Origin of the sequence: Roseibium sp., assembly GCF_051016195.1 — a bacterium.
GTDB lineage: Bacteria > Pseudomonadota > Alphaproteobacteria > Rhizobiales > Stappiaceae > Roseibium.
In genome coordinates this window covers 5,884,753-5,901,315 of the sequence record NZ_CP134616.1, presented here as the reverse complement: position 1 = coordinate 5,901,315, position 16,563 = coordinate 5,884,753, and the positions used below count along the sequence as shown (strand labels likewise).

Sequence of the window (16,563 nt, the reverse complement as noted above, 5' to 3'; positions counted from 1 at the left end):
CACAGCATGACGGACGCACTTGTCCTCGGCCTCGGCGCGCTGGCCGTACTTGTCTTCCTGATTGCGATCCGGATACCGATCGCCTATGCGATGATCCTTGTCGGCGGTGTCGGCACGATGATGCTCAACGGTCCGGCCCTTGTTCTAAGCCAGCTCAAGACCTTGGCCTACGGTCAGTTTTCCATCTACGACCTGTCGGTTGTTCCCATGTTCGTCCTGATGGGAGCGATTGCGTCAAAGATCGGCCTCAGCCAGGCCCTCTTCAGGGGCGCGAATGCGTGGCTCGGGTGGATGCGCGGAGGCACCGCGATGGCCGCCATCGCAGGATGCGCCGGCTTCGGAGCCGTCTGCGGATCGTCACTTGCAACCGCTTCCACCATGGGCAAGGTCGCGCTTCCCGAACTCCGCCGCTACAACTACTCCGGCGCTCTTGCAACAGGGACACTCGCCGCCGGCGGTGTCCTGGGGATCCTCATTCCCCCTTCGGTCGTTTTGATCATTTACGCGGTTATCGTTGAGGCGAACATCGTCACCATGTTCATGGCCGCATTCCTGCCTGGCCTTCTGGCGGTTGTCCTGTTTCTTCTGACGATCGCGGTCTACGTCGCCATCAAACCGGCGTCGGGCCCGAAGGGAGGTGTTGCCAGCAGCGCCGAATTTGTCGAGGCGACCGTCGGCATGATCCCTGTGCTGGTCATTTTTGGCCTGGTGATCGGCGGCATCTATTTCGGCTTCTTCAATCCGACCCCGGCAGCGGCGGTCGGTGTCTTCCTGGTTCTTTTCTTCGGCCTCGTACAGCGCAAGCTGTCCCGCACGGATTTTGTCGCCGCACTCAAGGAAACAGCCGGCACATCAGGCATGATCTACTTGATCATTCTGGGCGCGGAACTCCTGAAGATCTTCATGTCCCGTGTGGGACTGCCGCAGGAAACGGCCGCCTGGATCGCGGGGTCCGGACTGGAGCCGATGACGGTTCTGATCATTCTGCTGATTGCGCTGATTTTCCTCGGCTGCCTGATGGACAGCCTTTCCATGATCCTGCTCGTGATCCCGTTCTTCTGGCCCGTGCTGGTCGAGATCAACGGCGGCATCTACCAGGGCGCGGACGGCGCAGGTTTCGGCATGAGCACCGAGGATCTGAAGATCTGGTTTGGCATTCTGGCCCTCATTGTCGTGGAACTCGGCCTGATAACGCCGCCTGTCGGCATGAACGTGTTTGTGATTTCCTCGCTGGCAAGGGACACGCCGATGATCGAGACTTTCAAGGGCGTTGTGCCGTTCTTCGGCGCGGAGGTTTTCCGGGTGATCCTGTTGGTCAGTTTCCCGGCGATCACGCTCTGGCTGCCGCAGGTCCTGCAATAGCCGGTCAGCCGTTTGAACGTTTCTCGAAAATCCTGCGGGACATCGCCTTGCAAGGCGCAATTGCGGTCGCTGGATCGAGTGCAGCGTTCCAGTCGATCCTGACCGTACTGAGACTTGCAAGGGCCTCGGGGAAGGGGGTGCTGGCAGCGGCAGCCTGTGCGACCAGATCCTTCGCCTCGGCCCGCGAAACACCTGCCTTGGCAAGCGCGAAGCTCGCAGCCTCCGCCATGATTTCCGGGTTGACGGCCAGTGTGGCATCCAGTTGCTCTTCGTCAGGCCGCAAGCTGTACGTCAGTTCCTGGGCGTGATTGAGTGCCGCCCCGGTTGCCACGAACGTCTGCGGCAGCATCATCCACTCCAGGGGCCACTTGGATCCGTCACGCTCTTCCAGAGGATCAGCAGCCGCCGCAAGAGCGCGGTGCGCATGATTGGCGACCTGCGCAAGCACCTGAATGGTTTCCGCCTGCACCGGGTTTGACTTCTGCGGCATCGTCGATGATCCGCCACCGGTGCCGCTGGCAAGTTCACGGATATCGGAGCGGCCCATCACAATCAGATCGCCGGCCATTTTGGAAAGCGCGATGCAAACGCGCTGCAGCCAGCCGGACTGGAGCAGGATCGGTGTCCGGTTGACATGCCAGGACGGCGCATCGGAAAGCCCGAGTTCGGAGGCCAGAGCCTCGGCAACGCGCGTTCCGTCCGGCGCAATCGCGCTGTTGACGCCTGATGCCCCGCCGAACTGGACCTTGTGGGCGTTTTGGCAGAGCGCAGCCAAATCGTTGCGGGCATCGATCAGGGGATGGGCCCACTGTGCGATCCGATATCCCAGTGTCACCGGTGTTGATACCTGGCTGCGGGTGCGCCCGGCCAGAAGCTGATCCTCGTGCCGGTTGCTTTGCGCTTCCAGCGTATCGATCAGGCGGTCGAGCCGGGTTTGCAGAATACCGAGCGCTGTCTTGGCCTGCAGCATCTGCGCTGTGTCCATCACATCCTGGCTGGTGGCGCCCCAATGGATCCATGTCCCGGCTTCATCTCCGGCTATCTTGCGCAATTCGGCGACGAGCGCGGGCACCGGAACGCCTGCAGTTATCGTTCCTGCGCGCAAACTGGCAGGATCAGGCTTGGCATCGCGGAGACTGTCGCCGATTTTCGTTGCCGCATCTGCTGGAATGATCCCAAGCCGCCCCTGAACCACGGCAAGGGCTCTTTCGAACCGGATCATGTGGGCAACGTCACCGTCATCGCCGAACAGGACTGCAAGCTCCTCGTCCGAAAAGAGCCCGGAATGGATTTGGCTGGAAAACAGGGAAACGGGCATGGCTCTCAACTACTGGGGTTCGCCCTCAATTGAGAGCCAGGCAGTGCGCAGCGTCAAGCCGCAGCCTTGAGCGGCAGGTCCAGGATCTCGCGGGCCTGCTGCCAGGTCGCGACCGGACGCTCGTATTTTTCGCAAAGATCTGCTGCACGCTTCACCAGTGCTGCGTTCGAAGGCGCAAGGATCTCCCTGTCCAGGCGCACATTGTCCTCAAGCCCGGTTCGGGTGTGTCCACCGGCTGCAATGCACCACTCATTGACGGTCAACTGGTTGCGCCCGATACCGGCGGCACACCAGTCCGCATCCGGAACGAGGCGTTCAACCGTCTTGATGTAGTAGTCGAAGACGTCGCGATCGACGGGCATGGCGTTTTTCACCCCCATCACGAATTGCACGTAGAGCCGGCCGGGTATCCTGCCATCCCTGTTCATCGCCGCCGCCTGATGGATATGGCTGAGATCGAAGGCCTCGATCTCAGGCTTGACGGTGTGGGTCCGCATCTCGCCCGCCAGCCAGTCAACCAGATCCGGCGGGTTCTCGTAGACACGCGTTGGGAAATTATTGGACCCAACGGACAGCGAAGCCATGTCCGGCTTGAGCGGCAGCATGCCGCCACGCGCCTCTCCCGCGCCGGAGCGGCCACCGGTCGAGAACTGGATGATCATGCCGGGACAGTGCTTTTCCAGTCCTTCTTTCAGCCGGGCGAACTTTTCCGGGTCCGAGGTCGGTGACTGATCGTCGTTCCGGACATGGGCGTGAACGATGGCGGCGCCCGCCTCGAAGGCCTCATGTGTGCTTTCCAGCTGTTCCACGACCGTGATCGGCACGGCGGGATTGTTTTCTTTTCTGGCCACCGATCCGGTGATGGCAACACAGATGATGCAGGGTTTTGTCATTGTTCTTAACTCAGACGTCGAAAAAGACCGTCTCGCCCTCTCCCTGGAGTTTGATGTCAAACCGGTAAACGATTTTGCCGTCTCGTTCACTCCTTTTCGCGATCAGCGTTGCCCGGCGGCGCTCCCATTCGATCAGGTTCAGCACCGGGTCCCTGGCGTTCGCGTCTGTCTCGTCGGCGAAATACATGCGCGTGTTCAGGCCGATATTGATCCCGCGTGACACCAGCCAGAGGCTCAGATGAGGTGCTTGCACATCTCCATTGCGGCCGGGGCAGGCGCCCGGCTTGATGGTGTCGAAGACCCACTCGCCGGTGTCGAAATCGGTAATGACGCGGCCCCAGCCACGGAACCCGTCTTCAACGGGACCGCCGCCTTCCGGATGGGCAAAATTGCCGTCCGCATTTGCCTGCCAGACTTCCAGCAGCACATCCTTGATCGGCGACCCCATGCCGTCGGTCACGACGCCTTCGACTCGAATACGTTCGCCTTTGGCGTTCGGTCCGGCGATGTCCCAGCCGAGTTCGTGTTCGTAGATGTCGAACCCCGCCGCACCCGGCGCGAGACCGATATGGACATAGGGACCCGCCGTTTGCGAGGCCGATTCCTTCAGATAGGAGAGATCCTGCGGCATGTCTCAGTTCCCTTCCAGACGGTTCTCGAACAGGGTGGACCGGCGCCCGCGCAGGACGATGTCAAACTTGTAGGCAATCGTGTCGAGCGGGATTGTCGCATTGAGATCCAGTTTTGCCGTGAGTTGCTCGATCGCGTCCGGGTCGGGGATCGTGTTGACGATCGGGCAAATCGGTATCAGCGGATCGCCCTCGAAATAGCACTGGGTGATGAGCCGCTGACAGAAAGCGGACCCGAATATCGACACGTGCACATGAGCCGGCCGCCAATTGTTCACCCGGTTGCGCCAGGGATAGGCCCCCGGTTTCACGGTCCGGAAATAGTAATAGCCGTTGTCGTCGGTCAGCGTCCGGCCGCAGCCGCCGAAATTCGGATCGATCGGGGCGAGATAGGTATCCTTCCGGTGACGGTAACGCCCGCCGGCATTGGCCTGCCAGATTTCCACCAGGGTATTGGGAACCGGCCGGGCATTCTCGTCGAGAACGCGTCCATGCAGGATGATCCGTTCCCCGATCGCGCTCTCGCCCGGCTTGGCGTAATTGTGCAGCAGATCCTTATCGAGCGCATCAATGTCGTTGTGGCCGAATACGGGGCCGGTGATTTCCGATACCGTGTTCTCCAGGCTGATCAGGGCATATTGTGGTGACCGCGAAACGGACGTCTTGTAGTCCGGCGTCAAGGCAGGCGGCTGACGGTCGCGGTCGCGCTGATGATATTCACCCGGTTTGAGCATCGGTTCCTCTCCTAAGATGCCGGCACGGCCTTACTCGGCTTCCATCTCGGCATATGTCTGTTTGGCAAGCTTCAAGGCCTGGTTGGCGCGCGGTACGCCGGCATAGATTGCCACGTGCTGAAAGGCCTCCAGGACATCCTGCTTGCTCGCTCCCGTGCGTTTCGTTGCCCGGATATGCATCGGAATTTCTTCGAAGTTACCGAGTGCAGCCAGCAGTGCAAGCGTGAGCATGGAGCGTTCGCGTGCGCTGATGCCTTCGGAGGACCAGACGGTGCCCCAGGCCGCTTCGGTAATCAGGGTCTGGAACGGCTGGTCCAGATCCGTCTTGCAGGTTTCCGCTCTGTCGACATGGTCGTCGCCGAGGACGGCACGGCGCACGTCCATGCCGCGTTCATACCGTTCCGACATGGAGATCCTCCTTCAGGAAAGTCATGAGATGGCCGGCGTAGATCTCTGGGCGCTCCACGCAGGGCAGATGTCCTGCAGCGGCGATCTCGACATACCGGCTGCCCGGAACGAGTTCCGTCGTGGCCCTGACGACGTCTGGCGGGCTGGCAAGGTCGTTTTCGCCGCCGATGCCGAGTACCGGAAGGGAGAGTTTTGATGTGGACGCGGTGAGGTCGCTCGCCGCGAGTGCCGCACTGCAGCCCATGTAGCCGTCCGCAGGGGTCCGGGTCAGCATGTTGCGCCACAAGATGGCGTCGTCCGACTGACGGAACGTGTCTCCGAACCAGCGCTCGAGGATTGCATCTGCCATCGACTCGATGCCACCGGTCCGGATGCGCTCGATGCGCTCCTCCCACATCTGCGTGGTTCCCATTTTGGCCGCGCTGTTCGAAAGAACGAGACCCTTGACGAGGTCCCGTCGGCGGCTGGTAATCAACTGCCCGATGCAGCCACCAATGGAAAGACCCACGAAAATACAATCCGTTACCCCGATCTGCTGCAAAAACTCTTCCACGTCTTCACAAAGTGCTTCCATCGAAAAAGGCGGCTGTGGGCAGGAGGACAGGCCATGACCTCGCTTGTCGAAACGGATCAGACGAAGCCCCGAAGCCGGCAACAAGGGGATGATTTTGTCCCAAAGGCGAAGATCGGTCCCGAGGGAATTGGCGAAGACGACCGCCATTCCATCCGGATCACCATCCTCCCGCCAGTGAAGGTCAACAGAGTTGAGACGCGCAATCTTCATCAGTAGGGCAGTCCAACATAGTTTTGCGCAAACCACCTCTGCGCGATTTCGTTGTAGTGAAGGGACTCGATTTCCGCTCTCTGCATCTTGAGATCAAACGGGGTCTGATCCGGGAAGCGGTGCAGAAGATTGGTCGTCGACCAACTGAAGCGCTCCGCCTTCCAGACACGCGCGAGCGCCTTTTCGGAGTAGCACTCGATGCCTTCGCTGTCCTTGTCCCGGTAGTGCTGAACGAGGGCCTCGTACAGATAGTGCACGTCGGACGCGGCGGTGTTCAGGCCCTTTGCGCCGGTCGGCGGCACGATATGGGCGGCATCGCCGCACAGGAACAGGCGTCCCCAGCGCATCGGTTCCGTCACAAACGAGCGAAGCGGTGCAATCGATTTCTCGATGGAGGGCCCGGTGACGAGCTTTTCCGCGATCGCGTCAGGCAAGCGGCGCTTGAGTTCGTCCCAAAAGGCCTCATCACTCCAGTTCTCGACCTTGTCGGCGAGGTCGCACTGGACGTAATAGCGCGACAGGTTTTCATTTCGCATGGAGCAGAGAGCAAATCCCCGTGTGGAGTTGGCGTAGATCAGTTCTTCGTGGACAGGCGGCGTTTCTGATAGAATTCCGAGCCAGCCGAACGGAAAGATCTTTTCATATTCCCGGCGCACCGTCTCCGGGATCGTCTTGCGGCTGACCCCGTGAAAGCCGTCACAACCAGCGACGAAGTCACAGTCCAGGCGCTGCTCGGCACCATCTGCGTGATACGTGACATACGGAGCGTCGCGGTCCGCGTCGCAAATTCGCACATTCTCGACTTCGAAAATCGTCTTCGCGCCGACCGCTTCCCTCGCATCGTAAAGATCGTGCGTCACCTCAGTCTGTCCGTAGACGATGACGTTCTGTCCGATCAGCTTCTGAAAGTTGATGTCGAACATCTCGTTTTCGTAGGAAATGCACGTTCCATGATGCACGAAACATTCACGGTCCATTCGCTCCGCCACGTCCGCTTCGCGCATCATGTTGACCAGGCCGGTTTCCAGGATGCCGGCCCGGATGCGCGCGAGGACGTAGTCCCGCGTTTTCCGCTCAAGAATGACCGTCTCGATGCCGTGCTTGTGGAGCAGCTGTCCGAGCAGCAGACCGGATGGTCCGCCGCCTACGATGACAACCTGAGTGCGCATGCGTTCCTCCTCTGTTGACTCCATATTGAATGTCCGAAATTGAGAAGTAAAATGAGATAACAAGCGTTTTTGTTTCTGGAATTGGAAACTAAATGATCGATCGCCGAATCAAATTCCGTCATATCCAGTGTTTCGTCGAGATTGCGCACGAGCGCAGCCTGAAGCTGGCCGCTGACAAGCTGTCGCTTACGCAACCGGCTATTTCAAAGACGCTGAAGGAGTTGGAGGAAATCATCGGGGCCTCGCTGATGACGCGGAACAGGGCCGGTATCGCCCTGACCAAGCAGGGGAAGGTGTTTCTACACTTCGCCCAGATTTCGCTCGCGAGCCTTCAGCAGGGGCTGGATGGTGTTGAGAAGGAGGGCGAGCACGCGCGTGCAACACTGAAGGTGGGGGCACTTCCGAGCGTTGCTGCAAGCTTCATTCCGCCCCTCATCCGGGAATTCACCGACCTTGCTCCGAATGTTTTGGTCAAGATCATGGACGGTCCACACGGGTTTCTCATCGAAAGACTGAAGCTGGGCGAGTTGGACCTTGTGATCGGACGCCTGGGCCGCCCGGAATCCATGGAAGGTGTCTCGTTCACGCAACTCTACTCTGAGCGGGTGGATCTGGTCGTACGCAAGGGACATCCGCTGCTCGCCAATCCGGATGTGAAACGCATCGTCGACTGGCCGGTGATCTATCCGCCCGAGGGCGCGGCGATCCGCCCTCTGGTCGAACGGTTCATGATCGCGAACGGAGTGGGTGAAATTCCACACCGGATCGAAAGCGTCTCAGGCGCGTTCGGGAGGCTCTACACCCGCCAGACCGACGCCGTCTGGATCATCTCGTCCGGTGTGGTTCAGACAGAAACGGAAGACGGTTCTCTCGTCCGCCTGCCGTTCGACAGCGACATCACGAAGGGGCCGGTCGGGTTGATGACCCGGCCGAACGCGCCTCAAACGCCGGAAGTTCAGATATTCATGCTCGCCGTTCAAACGGTCATCAAGGAGCTTGCGCTTTCGTCCTGAGCCGCCCTTTCAGAAGCTTTGGCTGCCGCTGAACCGGACGTCATATGAGAGCTGCGGGCACGGCACCGCCTCTTCACGAAACCGTGAGCCGGGTTGTCACGTGTTCCGGCGGGCCGATCTCGGAAATGGACACAATCGCACTATATGTGAGCAACAACGCGCCGCCGAAGGAAACCCGGCGGCAAACTCTCTTTCCGATAGGAGACGACAAATGACGAATGACCTGTTCACCCGCCGGAAGCTGCTTGCCGCAGGTAGCGCTGTTGCGGTGACCGGGATGTCCGGCCTTCTGGTTCCCGCCCGCGCCCAGGGGCTCGCGCCGACGCGTTCCATGCGCGGCGGGTCCAACAACTACCGACCGGGCGCACCCGTCGTTGACCGCATCGGCGGTGGCGGATTTTGGATGTCCGGAACGGTGCGCCGTGCCGGTGACGGTGTCTCGCTCGCCGGGCAACGCATCCAGATCTGGGCGCACACGACCGAGGGACATGAACGCGATGCACGCAGTCACGGTGCAACCCTGACTGATGAAAACGGCGTTTTCCGTCTCGAAATGCCCCAGATCGTGCCGGCCTTCGGACAGCCCCACGCCCATCTGGCCTATGACAGCGATGAGTTCGAGACCGTGTTTCTGAGGCCCGTGATGTCGAGCGCGAAGGACACCAGTCTCGAAGCACATTTCGTGCTTCAGCCAGCCTGATCGTCCGGGAATTCGAAGCTTGCTGCGGTTGCGCGCGATCCTCATCTGGGTTGCCCTTCTGGGGGTCGTGCTTGTTCCGATTGCCGCTGCCGCCAACAGTCCTTTGCTGCAATGGCGTCAACCGGTCTATATCGCGGCCGGGTTCGCGGGCATTGCCGCGCTTGTTCTTCTGGTCGTCCAACCGCTGCTGGCCGGCGGTTATCTGCCCGGGCTTTCGGTGATCCGTGGCCGTAACCTGCATCGCTGGACCGGCGCCGTCCTGGTTCTTGCGGTGATCGTTCACGTTCTCGGTCTGTGGATCACGAGCCCGCCGGATGTCGTCGACGCCTTGCTGTTCCGCTCACCGACGCCTTTTTCCGTGTGGGGCGTGCTTGCGATGTGGGCCGTGTTCCTGAGCGCGCTCCTTGCCCTGTTCCGCAGAAAGCTGCGGGTGCGACCGCGCACCTGGCGTCTTGCTCACACGGCCTTTGCGCTCGTGATCGTTGCGGGCACGGTGATCCACGCGTTGCTGATCGAGGGTACGATGGAGACAACGAGCAAGATCGCTCTGTGCTGCCTCGCTGTCTTGGCCTTCCTCAAGGTGGTTGCCGATCTCAAGCTTTTTCCGCTCCGTCTGAAACGCAACGCGTGAAAAATCTTGAGCGAAGGCGCTCCGCGCAGCCGGACGATCAGGGAAATCCGTCGCCCAGGTCCCAGAACAGGCCTGTCATCATTTCAAGACCTTCCTTCATCAGGTGCGGCAGGACATGTTCGTCGGGTGCGTGCTGGGAGCAACCGGTGTAGCTGTGAGGCACCCACAACGTCGGCATGCCGATGATGTTGAGAAAAACACCGTTGGGCAGGGAACCGCCTGCATTGGGAATGACCGTGACCGGCTTGCGGGTCGTGCGTTCCATGGATTTGACCGCCCAGCCGACGGCCGGGTGTTCCGGGTCCAGCCGTGACGCGCGCAGCATGAACATCCGGGCCGGTTCCACGGTGATGCCTTCAAACCCCTCGTCTTCGAGGTGTTTGCGGATCAGCGGCAGAAAGGTGTCCGGATCGGTGTCGACGACGAAGCGGATCTGACAGATGGCCTCCGCGAAGGGGGGGACCGCGTTTTGAGGGCTCTCGGGATCGCCCGTGATGAATGAAAGAACTTCGAACGTGTTCCAGCCGAAGACTTTCTCGGCGCCACTGAGCCCGGGTTCGCCCCACCACGGATCGATCTGAGGATCACTAGGGCCGGAACTGACCGTGATGTTGCCGAGCGCCTCACGGACGGAATTCTTGATCCGGTCCGGTTTCAGGCCGGGATGCAGGATCTGCCCGTTCCGGCTCACCAGGGTGGTGAGGGCATGCATGAGCACGATGGCCGGATTTGCCAGCAGTCCACCCCAGTTTCCGGAATGGTGGCCGCCCTCGCGATACTCCAGCCGAAAGCGAATGTTCAGTCCGCCGCGCGTGCCCAGCTTGATATCAGGGCCATCGGTAGAAAAGCGCGGCCCGTCGGACGCGATCAGGAGATCAGCCGCCAGCATGTCGCGGTTTTTCCGGCAGAAATCCGATAGTCCGGCAGATCCCATTTCCTCAGCCGTCTCGATCAGGAACGTGACGTTGTATCCGAGATGGCCGCGCGTTTCGATGACATGGCGCATGGCCTCCATGTTGATGGCATGTTGCGACTTGTTGTCGGCTGTGCCGCGGCCATACCATCGTTCCCCTGACGAGGTCTTTGCAACGGAGAGAGACCACGGATCGCGGTCCTCGCTCCAGCGCCCTTCCTCTCCGGGCACGGTGTCGCCGTGGCCATAGCAGAACAATGTGGTCAGTGCCGGATCCTCGATGCGCTTTGCCACCAGAAAGGGCGCACGTTCGAGAGCCGGATTGGGATGGATTTCAACGCCAAACCCCATCGCCTCGAAGCGCGCGCGCATGAGGTCGAGATAACGCAGGATATCGACCCGATGGTCTTCTTCACGGCTGGAGGTCGGGATCGCCACCTGCTCGGCCAAGTCGGTCTTGAACCCTCCCTCGTCGAAATAGGCCGCAGCTGCTTTGATCGCGGTCTCACGCGTGGACATCATCTGATCCCTTGTGGTGTCGTAGGTGTTTGATTGATCCTGCAGGCAGGAAGAGAGGGGGCGTTGAAACTGGGTCTACCGGACTATGGGATCACGGATCACGCCGTGCAAGTCTGACCGCCGTTTGCCCGCGCCATAACCGCTTTGACGGCATGACGAGCATGAGACCGTCCTCCGGGGTGGAGACAGGCTCGCCGCCATCATGTCCGAGCACAGTCCCCTTTTCGGCAATGATTTCGCCGCCAGAATACGGTCTTGCAAAAACGAACTCCTCGTTCTTGATGGTAACGGCCTCGATGACCGTGTAGGCCGACTGCCGACCTTCAGGTTCGGGAAACGCGCCCAGGAAATCCCTGGAAACAGTTCCGGTTGCCACAAGGAACCGAGCGGCGGACTCCCTGGCAAGCGCGCTGGCGGAAGCCTCCCAGTGCTGTCCGCATTCAATGAGCAGGGCGGTGTTCGGTGCATCGGGATCATCAAAGGCGCCGTAGTCCCGCATACGGCGGCCCGCTGCGTGTCCGGCATCGCCGACAACACGTTCAGGAACTCCGACGGATGCTGCCAGTGTCTTGGCCCTGGCGTGGCGGCCAGACATCATGAGAGGAGGTGCCAGGTGCTGCATGCTGTGGATGTCGAGCAGATAGTCGATGTCTTCCAGGACCGGGCGGACTTCACGCGCGCGGCGCAGTTCGACGCTGTCGCGGTCTCCGTCGAGCACGTCGGTATCCCATACGCGGTTGAAATCCTCGTCGATCCATCTTGTCGCATTGGGGTCCTCAGGATCGAAAGCCTCGTAGGCGGCAATGTTCATGAATGCAAAAGTCAGCGATCCAGCCACGGGTCGCGTGTCTTGCTGCAGCAACCAGTCGAGCGCAAGTGCGCCGCAGGGCTCGTTGCCATGGACGATTGCACTCAGCATCACGTTCGGGCCCGGGGCACCGCTCTCGAATCGCCAGATATAGGGAATGCCGGTGTTTCCGGTTCTGTAAGGGGACAGATCGGGCGGCGTCAGTTCAACCCTGTATTCGTTGGGAATGTTGATTTCGGCCATCGGATCGTGCTCCTTTTGCGATGATAACCATGCACGGAGGAATTTCGGTGAGGGAACCCAAGGTTGCGTTGCTGGGCATGATACTGGAATCGAACAGGTTTGCACGCCCGGCTGACGGGCATGATTTCCGATCCCTGACCTGGCTCGCTGGAAACGAGCTTCTCGGCGAAGCCCGGTCCGCCACACCGTCCCTGGCCACGGAGTTCGCCGCATTCGTACAGGCGATGGACGCGACCGGCCCCTGGCATCCGGTTCCCTGCACCCTGGCCGCAAGCCACCCTGCGGGGCCAGTCGCGCAGGATGTCTTCGAAATGATTGCAGAAGCGATCGAGACCCAGCTTGCCGCCGCCGGACCTCTCGACGCGGTCTATATCTGCAACCATGGTGCCATGGTCGCCGAACACTCACATGATCCCGATGGCGATCTGATGGCGCGCGTCCGGGCCGCTGTTGGCCCACAGACCCTCATCATCAGCACGCTGGATCTCCATGGCAACATCTCACCGAAAATGGTGGACGCCTGTGACCTGATAGTCGGCTACCGGACCAACCCTCATGTCGACATGATCGAGCGCGGCGAAGAGGCTGCGTTTTCCCTGAGGCGCTGTCTTGCCTCCGGCACGCGCCCGAAGATCGCGCTCGCGAAGCCGCCGATCGTGCCCGCGTCTGTTTCCCTTCTGACGGCTGAAGCCCCCTATGGCGCGTTGATCGACTACGGCCAGCGGCGCCAGGCCGAACTGGGGGGAGCCATTTTGAATGTCTCCGTTTTCGGCAATTTCATTTTCTCCGACACGCCTGACAACGGAGTGAGCGTGGTTGTCACCGCCAAGGACGATCCGGAGATTGCGCGCCAGCTGGCGGATGAGATCGCGGACCGCGCCTGGTTGCAGCGCGAAAGCTTCGTGAGGTCCTTGAGCACCGTAGACCAGGCCGTTTCGATGGCAAGTGAACCGGCGGGACCGCCGGTCATTTTTTCGGATGCGGGCGACAATCCGGGCGGCGGCGGATCGGGCAAGACCACCGAGCTGCTTGCAGCGCTTCATGCAGCTGAATCTGAGAACGTGCTGTACGGATCGTTCTTCGATCCGGCCCTTGCGGCCGAGGCCCATCATCTCGGGGTGGGAGCCGAGTTCACGGCGGTGTTCAATCGCAACAACGGCAGCGCCGACTGGGAGAAATGGGACCGCCGGTTCGAGGCTCCGGCCAGGATCCTGGCGCTGCACGACGGCAATGTGATCGGCGAACGCGGCATGACCAGCGGGCGGCAGATGCATCTCGGCCCCTGCGCCGCTCTTGAGCTTGGGGGGATCCGTGTTGTTGTCATTTCCGATCGGGCACAGACCGCCGACCCGGTTTTCTTCCATATGCTTGGCCTCGACGTCGAAGCCGCAACATGTGTTGTTGTAAAGTCCCGCGGCCACTTTCGCGCAGGGTTTTCCGGATGGTTCGCACCGGAACAGGTCTTTGAGATCGACACGGCGGGACTGACAAGTCCTGTCCTGGAGCGCTGGCCCTTCGAATTCATACCCCGGCCCAGTTTCCCCCTGGATCCAGACACGGTCTGGAAGGAAATCGTCCAAGGCTAGTGCGGTGAATTTGAAGTTCGCATTATTGCTTCTGCAGTCTCCGAAGCGAACTTCAAATTCGTAAACCGCACTAGAAACATAGACTTGCTAGTCACCTTCTTGAATCTGAAGTTCGTTCGAAGACCGCTGCAAAATGAGTCGAACTTCAGATTCAGGTGACTAGGGTCCTGACACTAGACAATCTCCGAATATTCATCCGGAGGAGTGGTCACCTTGACGTATTCCATGAATTGCTGGGCGAGTTCAGACGGCTGACGGCCGGAGGGCAACACGAAACTGGTGTTGTAGGTGATCGGTGCGTCGAACGGACGGACGGTGATGTTGGGCATGCCGCCCGACAGAACCGGAAACGGGTTCAGCAAGGTGACACCAAGACCCTCGCGCACGAGTTCGATCGCTGCCATGTTGGTCGCGGTTTCGGCCACCGTGCGTGGGCGCACGCCAGCACGCGCAAACACCTGCTCGGTAATCGCGCGGGTTCCGAGCCGGCGCAGGAATTCGATCAGCTCCACATCTTCCAGGTCCGACGGTCTTATGATGTCTTTCTTGGCCAGGGGATGACCGCTTGGCATCGCGCAGACGACCTGAGAGCGCCGCCACGGCACGAGTGTTACGCCGGAGCGCTGGATCATTGCGCTGGTCAGCCCGAGATCGTAGCGCAGGTCGAGAATGCCAGAGACCAGCACGTCGGTGGCCTGGATATCGAGTTGCAGGCTTTTGCCCGGATTTTGTTTGAGAAAGGCAGCGACCCTTTGAATGACGAAGTTGTGGGCGAGCGTAGGCGGGACGATCAAACGCAGCGGTTCTTCGTCCGCAGCCGCCCATTCAGCGCCTTCGATCCGCGCCAGTGTCTCGAAAAGCGGATCCAGCTGCGCATTCAGACGGAGGGCTGCAGCCAGGGGCTCGATCCGCCCGGACGTGCGCAGGAACAACTTCCGGCCGACCCGCTGTTCCAACTGGCCGAGGGCGCGGCTGACGGAAGATTGGGAGACGCCGAGCCTGCGTGCGGCGGCAAGTGTGGTGCCTGTCGTGACCAGCGCGCGCAAGGCTTCCATTTCGCGTAGTCTGTGACGGTGTCCTGCCATGAAGTGCGGTTCCGGATGTTGGAGGTCCTAAAGTTGAATTATCCTATGCAAAAATGGATACATTTTAATATTGGCAATGACTTTTTTGCAAGCTAACATCTTTTCCATTGTGCGGCAAAACATCCGGAAAAGGACACCGCACCTTCCGAGGGAGTTAGGAAACCATGAGAAGATTCAGGATTTTAGCTGCCGTTACGGTGAGTGCACTTGCGCTTGTGACCGGGGCAGCCCATGCAGAGAAACTGACCATCGGTCTGGCCTCGGAGCCGACATCGATGGACCCCCACTTTCACAATCTCGGACCGAACAATGCCATGTCGGTCCATATTTTTGACCGGCTCATCGCCCAGGACGAAAAACAGCGCCTGTCTCCGGGCCTTGCCGTTTCCTGGAAGCCGATCGATGACCTGACCTGGGAATTCAAGCTTCGAGAGGGCGTGAAGTTTCACGATGGCAGCGACTTTAACGCCGACGATGTCATCTGCACCATGGAGCGCGCGCCGGAAGTGCCCAACTCACCCTCGGGTTACGGCACTTATCTGAAGGGCAAGACCTTCAAGAAGATCGATGACTACACGGTTCATGCGATTACCGAAGCGCCCTATCCGCTGATGGCAAATGACATCTCCACGATACCGGTCATTTCCGACAGCGCCGGCTGCGGCGCCGCAACCGAAGACTTCAACGCCGGAACCGCCGCTGTTGGCACCGGCCCGTTCAAATTCTCCAACTACAAGCCCGGCGAGAGCATCACGCTCGTTCGCAACGACGACTACTGGGGTGATGCCCCGACCTGGAGCGAAGTCGAGTTCCGTCCGATCAAGTCGGGCCCCAGCCGTGTTGCTGCTCTTCTTGCCGGTGATGTCGACATGATCGCCGGTGTTCCGACGACCGACATTTCAACGCTTGAAGGCAAGGACGACATCCAGCTCAGCCAGGGTGTTTCCAACCGCGTCATCTATCTCCACATGGACCAGTTCCGCGAGGACTCGCCTTTCGTGAAAGGCAGTGACGGGAGCGATATCAAGAACCCGCTGATGGATCAGCGTGTCCGCCTGGCAATCTCCAAGGCCATCAACCGCGACGCCATTGTCGAGCGCGTCATGGAAGGCGTCGCGATCCCGGCCGGACAGCTGCTGCCGGAAGGCTTCTTCGGTGTTTCCGACAAGCTGCAGCCGGAAGGTTATGATCCGGAAGCCGCCAAGGCGCTGCTTGCCGAAGCCGGTTTTCCGGACGGGTTCCAGATGACCATTCACGGTCCGAATGACCGTTACATCAACGACGCCAAGATTGCCGAGGCAATCGGTCAGATGCTGACCCGTGTCGGTATCAAGACAGCGGTCGAGACAATGCCGAGGTCGGTGTATTTCGGGCGTGCGTCGCGCGGTGGTGCGGACGGGCTTCCGGAGTTCAGCTTCATCCTGGTTGGATGGGGGGCCGGGTCCGGTGAAGCATCGTCTCCGCTGAAATCCCTGATCCACACCTACGACAAGGACAAGGGGTTCGGGTCCTCGAACCGCGGCCGTCACTCCAATGCCGAGATTGATGCCCTGATCGAGGAAGCGCTCCGGACCGTTGACGACGAAAAACGTCAGGACCTGCTCGCAAAATCGACAGAAATGGCGATCGAGAACGTCGCGATCATCCCGACGCATTTCCAGGTCAACACATGGGCGGCCAAGAAGGGCCTGAAATATACGCCCAGGACCGACGAATACACCCTTGCCATGGGTGTCGTGAAGGAATGATTCCTCCCTGCCGGGTCGCC

Annotated in this window: 16 protein-coding genes; 6 read left to right on the top strand and 10 right to left on the bottom strand. The window is 60.2% G+C overall.

Annotated features, from left to right (window positions below):
* Window positions 1-6 precede the first annotated feature (6 nt).
* Complete coding sequence (locus RDA78_RS26820; protein WP_434052800.1) at window positions 7-1,362, top strand: TRAP transporter large permease; 1,356 nt, start codon at window positions 7-9, stop codon at window positions 1,360-1,362.
* 4 nt (window positions 1,363-1,366) lie between these two features.
* Here the strand turns inward: RDA78_RS26820 and RDA78_RS26815 are convergent, their stop codons facing one another.
* Genes RDA78_RS26815 through pobA form a run of 7 tightly spaced genes read right to left on the bottom strand, consistent with a single transcriptional unit; the run spans window position 1,367 to window position 7,297 of the window.
* On the bottom strand, window positions 1,367-2,680 hold the full coding sequence (locus RDA78_RS26815; protein ID WP_434052799.1) for a lyase family protein: 1,314 nt from the start codon (window positions 2,678-2,680) through the stop codon (window positions 1,367-1,369).
* 53 nt (window positions 2,681-2,733) lie between these two features.
* Window positions 2,734-3,573, bottom strand: a complete 840-nt coding sequence (locus RDA78_RS26810) for a 3-keto-5-aminohexanoate cleavage protein (RefSeq protein ID WP_434052798.1) — start codon at window positions 3,571-3,573, stop codon at window positions 2,734-2,736.
* A gap of 10 nt (window positions 3,574-3,583) precedes the next feature.
* Window positions 3,584-4,204 carry a protocatechuate 3,4-dioxygenase subunit alpha gene (pcaG, locus tag RDA78_RS26805; RefSeq protein ID WP_434052797.1) on the bottom strand — a complete coding sequence of 207 codons (621 nt, stop codon included), beginning with the start codon at window positions 4,202-4,204 and terminating at the stop codon, window positions 3,584-3,586.
* A 3-nt stretch (window positions 4,205-4,207) separates the two neighbouring features.
* Entirely contained in the window at window positions 4,208-4,936 is a 729-nt protein-coding gene (gene pcaH, locus RDA78_RS26800) for a protocatechuate 3,4-dioxygenase subunit beta (RefSeq protein ID WP_434052796.1), read from the bottom strand.
* Between the two features lie 30 nt (window positions 4,937-4,966).
* Window positions 4,967-5,344 carry a 4-carboxymuconolactone decarboxylase gene (gene pcaC / locus RDA78_RS26795; RefSeq protein ID WP_434052795.1) on the bottom strand — a complete coding sequence of 126 codons (378 nt, stop codon included), beginning with the start codon at window positions 5,342-5,344 and terminating at the stop codon, window positions 4,967-4,969.
* Complete coding sequence (gene pcaD / locus RDA78_RS26790) at window positions 5,328-6,128, bottom strand: 3-oxoadipate enol-lactonase (RefSeq protein WP_434052794.1); 801 nt, start codon at window positions 6,126-6,128, stop codon at window positions 5,328-5,330. The genes pcaC and pcaD overlap by 17 nt, the downstream gene beginning before the upstream one ends.
* A complete protein-coding gene (gene pobA / locus RDA78_RS26785) occupies window positions 6,128-7,297 on the bottom strand; it encodes a 4-hydroxybenzoate 3-monooxygenase (protein ID WP_434052793.1) in 1,170 nt (389 codons plus the stop codon). The genes pcaD and pobA overlap by 1 nt, the downstream gene beginning before the upstream one ends.
* Window positions 7,298-7,389: 92 nt before the next feature.
* Between pobA and pcaQ the strand changes: the two genes are divergently transcribed.
* The 3 genes from pcaQ (at window position 7,390) to RDA78_RS26770 (ending at window position 9,641) form a co-directional block, all read left to right on the top strand.
* Window positions 7,390-8,310 carry a pca operon transcription factor PcaQ gene (pcaQ, locus tag RDA78_RS26780; protein WP_434052792.1) on the top strand — a complete coding sequence of 307 codons (921 nt, stop codon included), beginning with the start codon at window positions 7,390-7,392 and terminating at the stop codon, window positions 8,308-8,310.
* A gap of 211 nt (window positions 8,311-8,521) precedes the next feature.
* On the top strand, window positions 8,522-9,010 hold the full coding sequence (locus RDA78_RS26775) for a twin-arginine translocation pathway signal (RefSeq protein WP_434052791.1): 489 nt from the start codon (window positions 8,522-8,524) through the stop codon (window positions 9,008-9,010).
* A 19-nt stretch (window positions 9,011-9,029) separates the two neighbouring features.
* Window positions 9,030-9,641, top strand: a complete 612-nt coding sequence (locus tag RDA78_RS26770) for a ferric reductase-like transmembrane domain-containing protein (protein WP_434052790.1) — start codon at window positions 9,030-9,032, stop codon at window positions 9,639-9,641.
* Between the two features lie 37 nt (window positions 9,642-9,678).
* On the opposite strand, the gene RDA78_RS26765 is transcribed toward RDA78_RS26770, so the two are convergent.
* Together RDA78_RS26765 and RDA78_RS26760 are read right to left on the bottom strand one after the other, a co-directional pair.
* The gene (locus tag RDA78_RS26765; protein ID WP_434052789.1) at window positions 9,679-11,073 is read right to left on the bottom strand and encodes a M20 family metallopeptidase; all 1,395 of its coding nucleotides are present in this window, start codon (window positions 11,071-11,073) and stop codon (window positions 9,679-9,681) included.
* A gap of 91 nt (window positions 11,074-11,164) precedes the next feature.
* On the bottom strand, window positions 11,165-12,124 hold the full coding sequence (locus tag RDA78_RS26760) for a succinylglutamate desuccinylase (protein WP_434052788.1): 960 nt from the start codon (window positions 12,122-12,124) through the stop codon (window positions 11,165-11,167).
* 47 nt (window positions 12,125-12,171) lie between these two features.
* Between RDA78_RS26760 and RDA78_RS26755 the strand changes: the two genes are divergently transcribed.
* Window positions 12,172-13,710 carry a M81 family metallopeptidase gene (locus tag RDA78_RS26755; protein ID WP_434052787.1) on the top strand — a complete coding sequence of 513 codons (1,539 nt, stop codon included), beginning with the start codon at window positions 12,172-12,174 and terminating at the stop codon, window positions 13,708-13,710.
* Window positions 13,711-13,883: 173 nt separating this feature from the next.
* On the opposite strand, the gene RDA78_RS26750 is transcribed toward RDA78_RS26755, so the two are convergent.
* Window positions 13,884-14,795, bottom strand: a complete 912-nt coding sequence (locus RDA78_RS26750) for a LysR family transcriptional regulator (RefSeq protein ID WP_434052786.1) — start codon at window positions 14,793-14,795, stop codon at window positions 13,884-13,886.
* Between the two features lie 164 nt (window positions 14,796-14,959).
* Here RDA78_RS26750 and RDA78_RS26745 point away from each other — a divergent pair, with 164 nt between their 5' ends.
* On the top strand, window positions 14,960-16,543 hold the full coding sequence (locus RDA78_RS26745) for an ABC transporter substrate-binding protein (RefSeq protein ID WP_434052785.1): 1,584 nt from the start codon (window positions 14,960-14,962) through the stop codon (window positions 16,541-16,543).
* The last annotated feature ends 20 nt before the right edge of the window (window positions 16,544-16,563 follow it).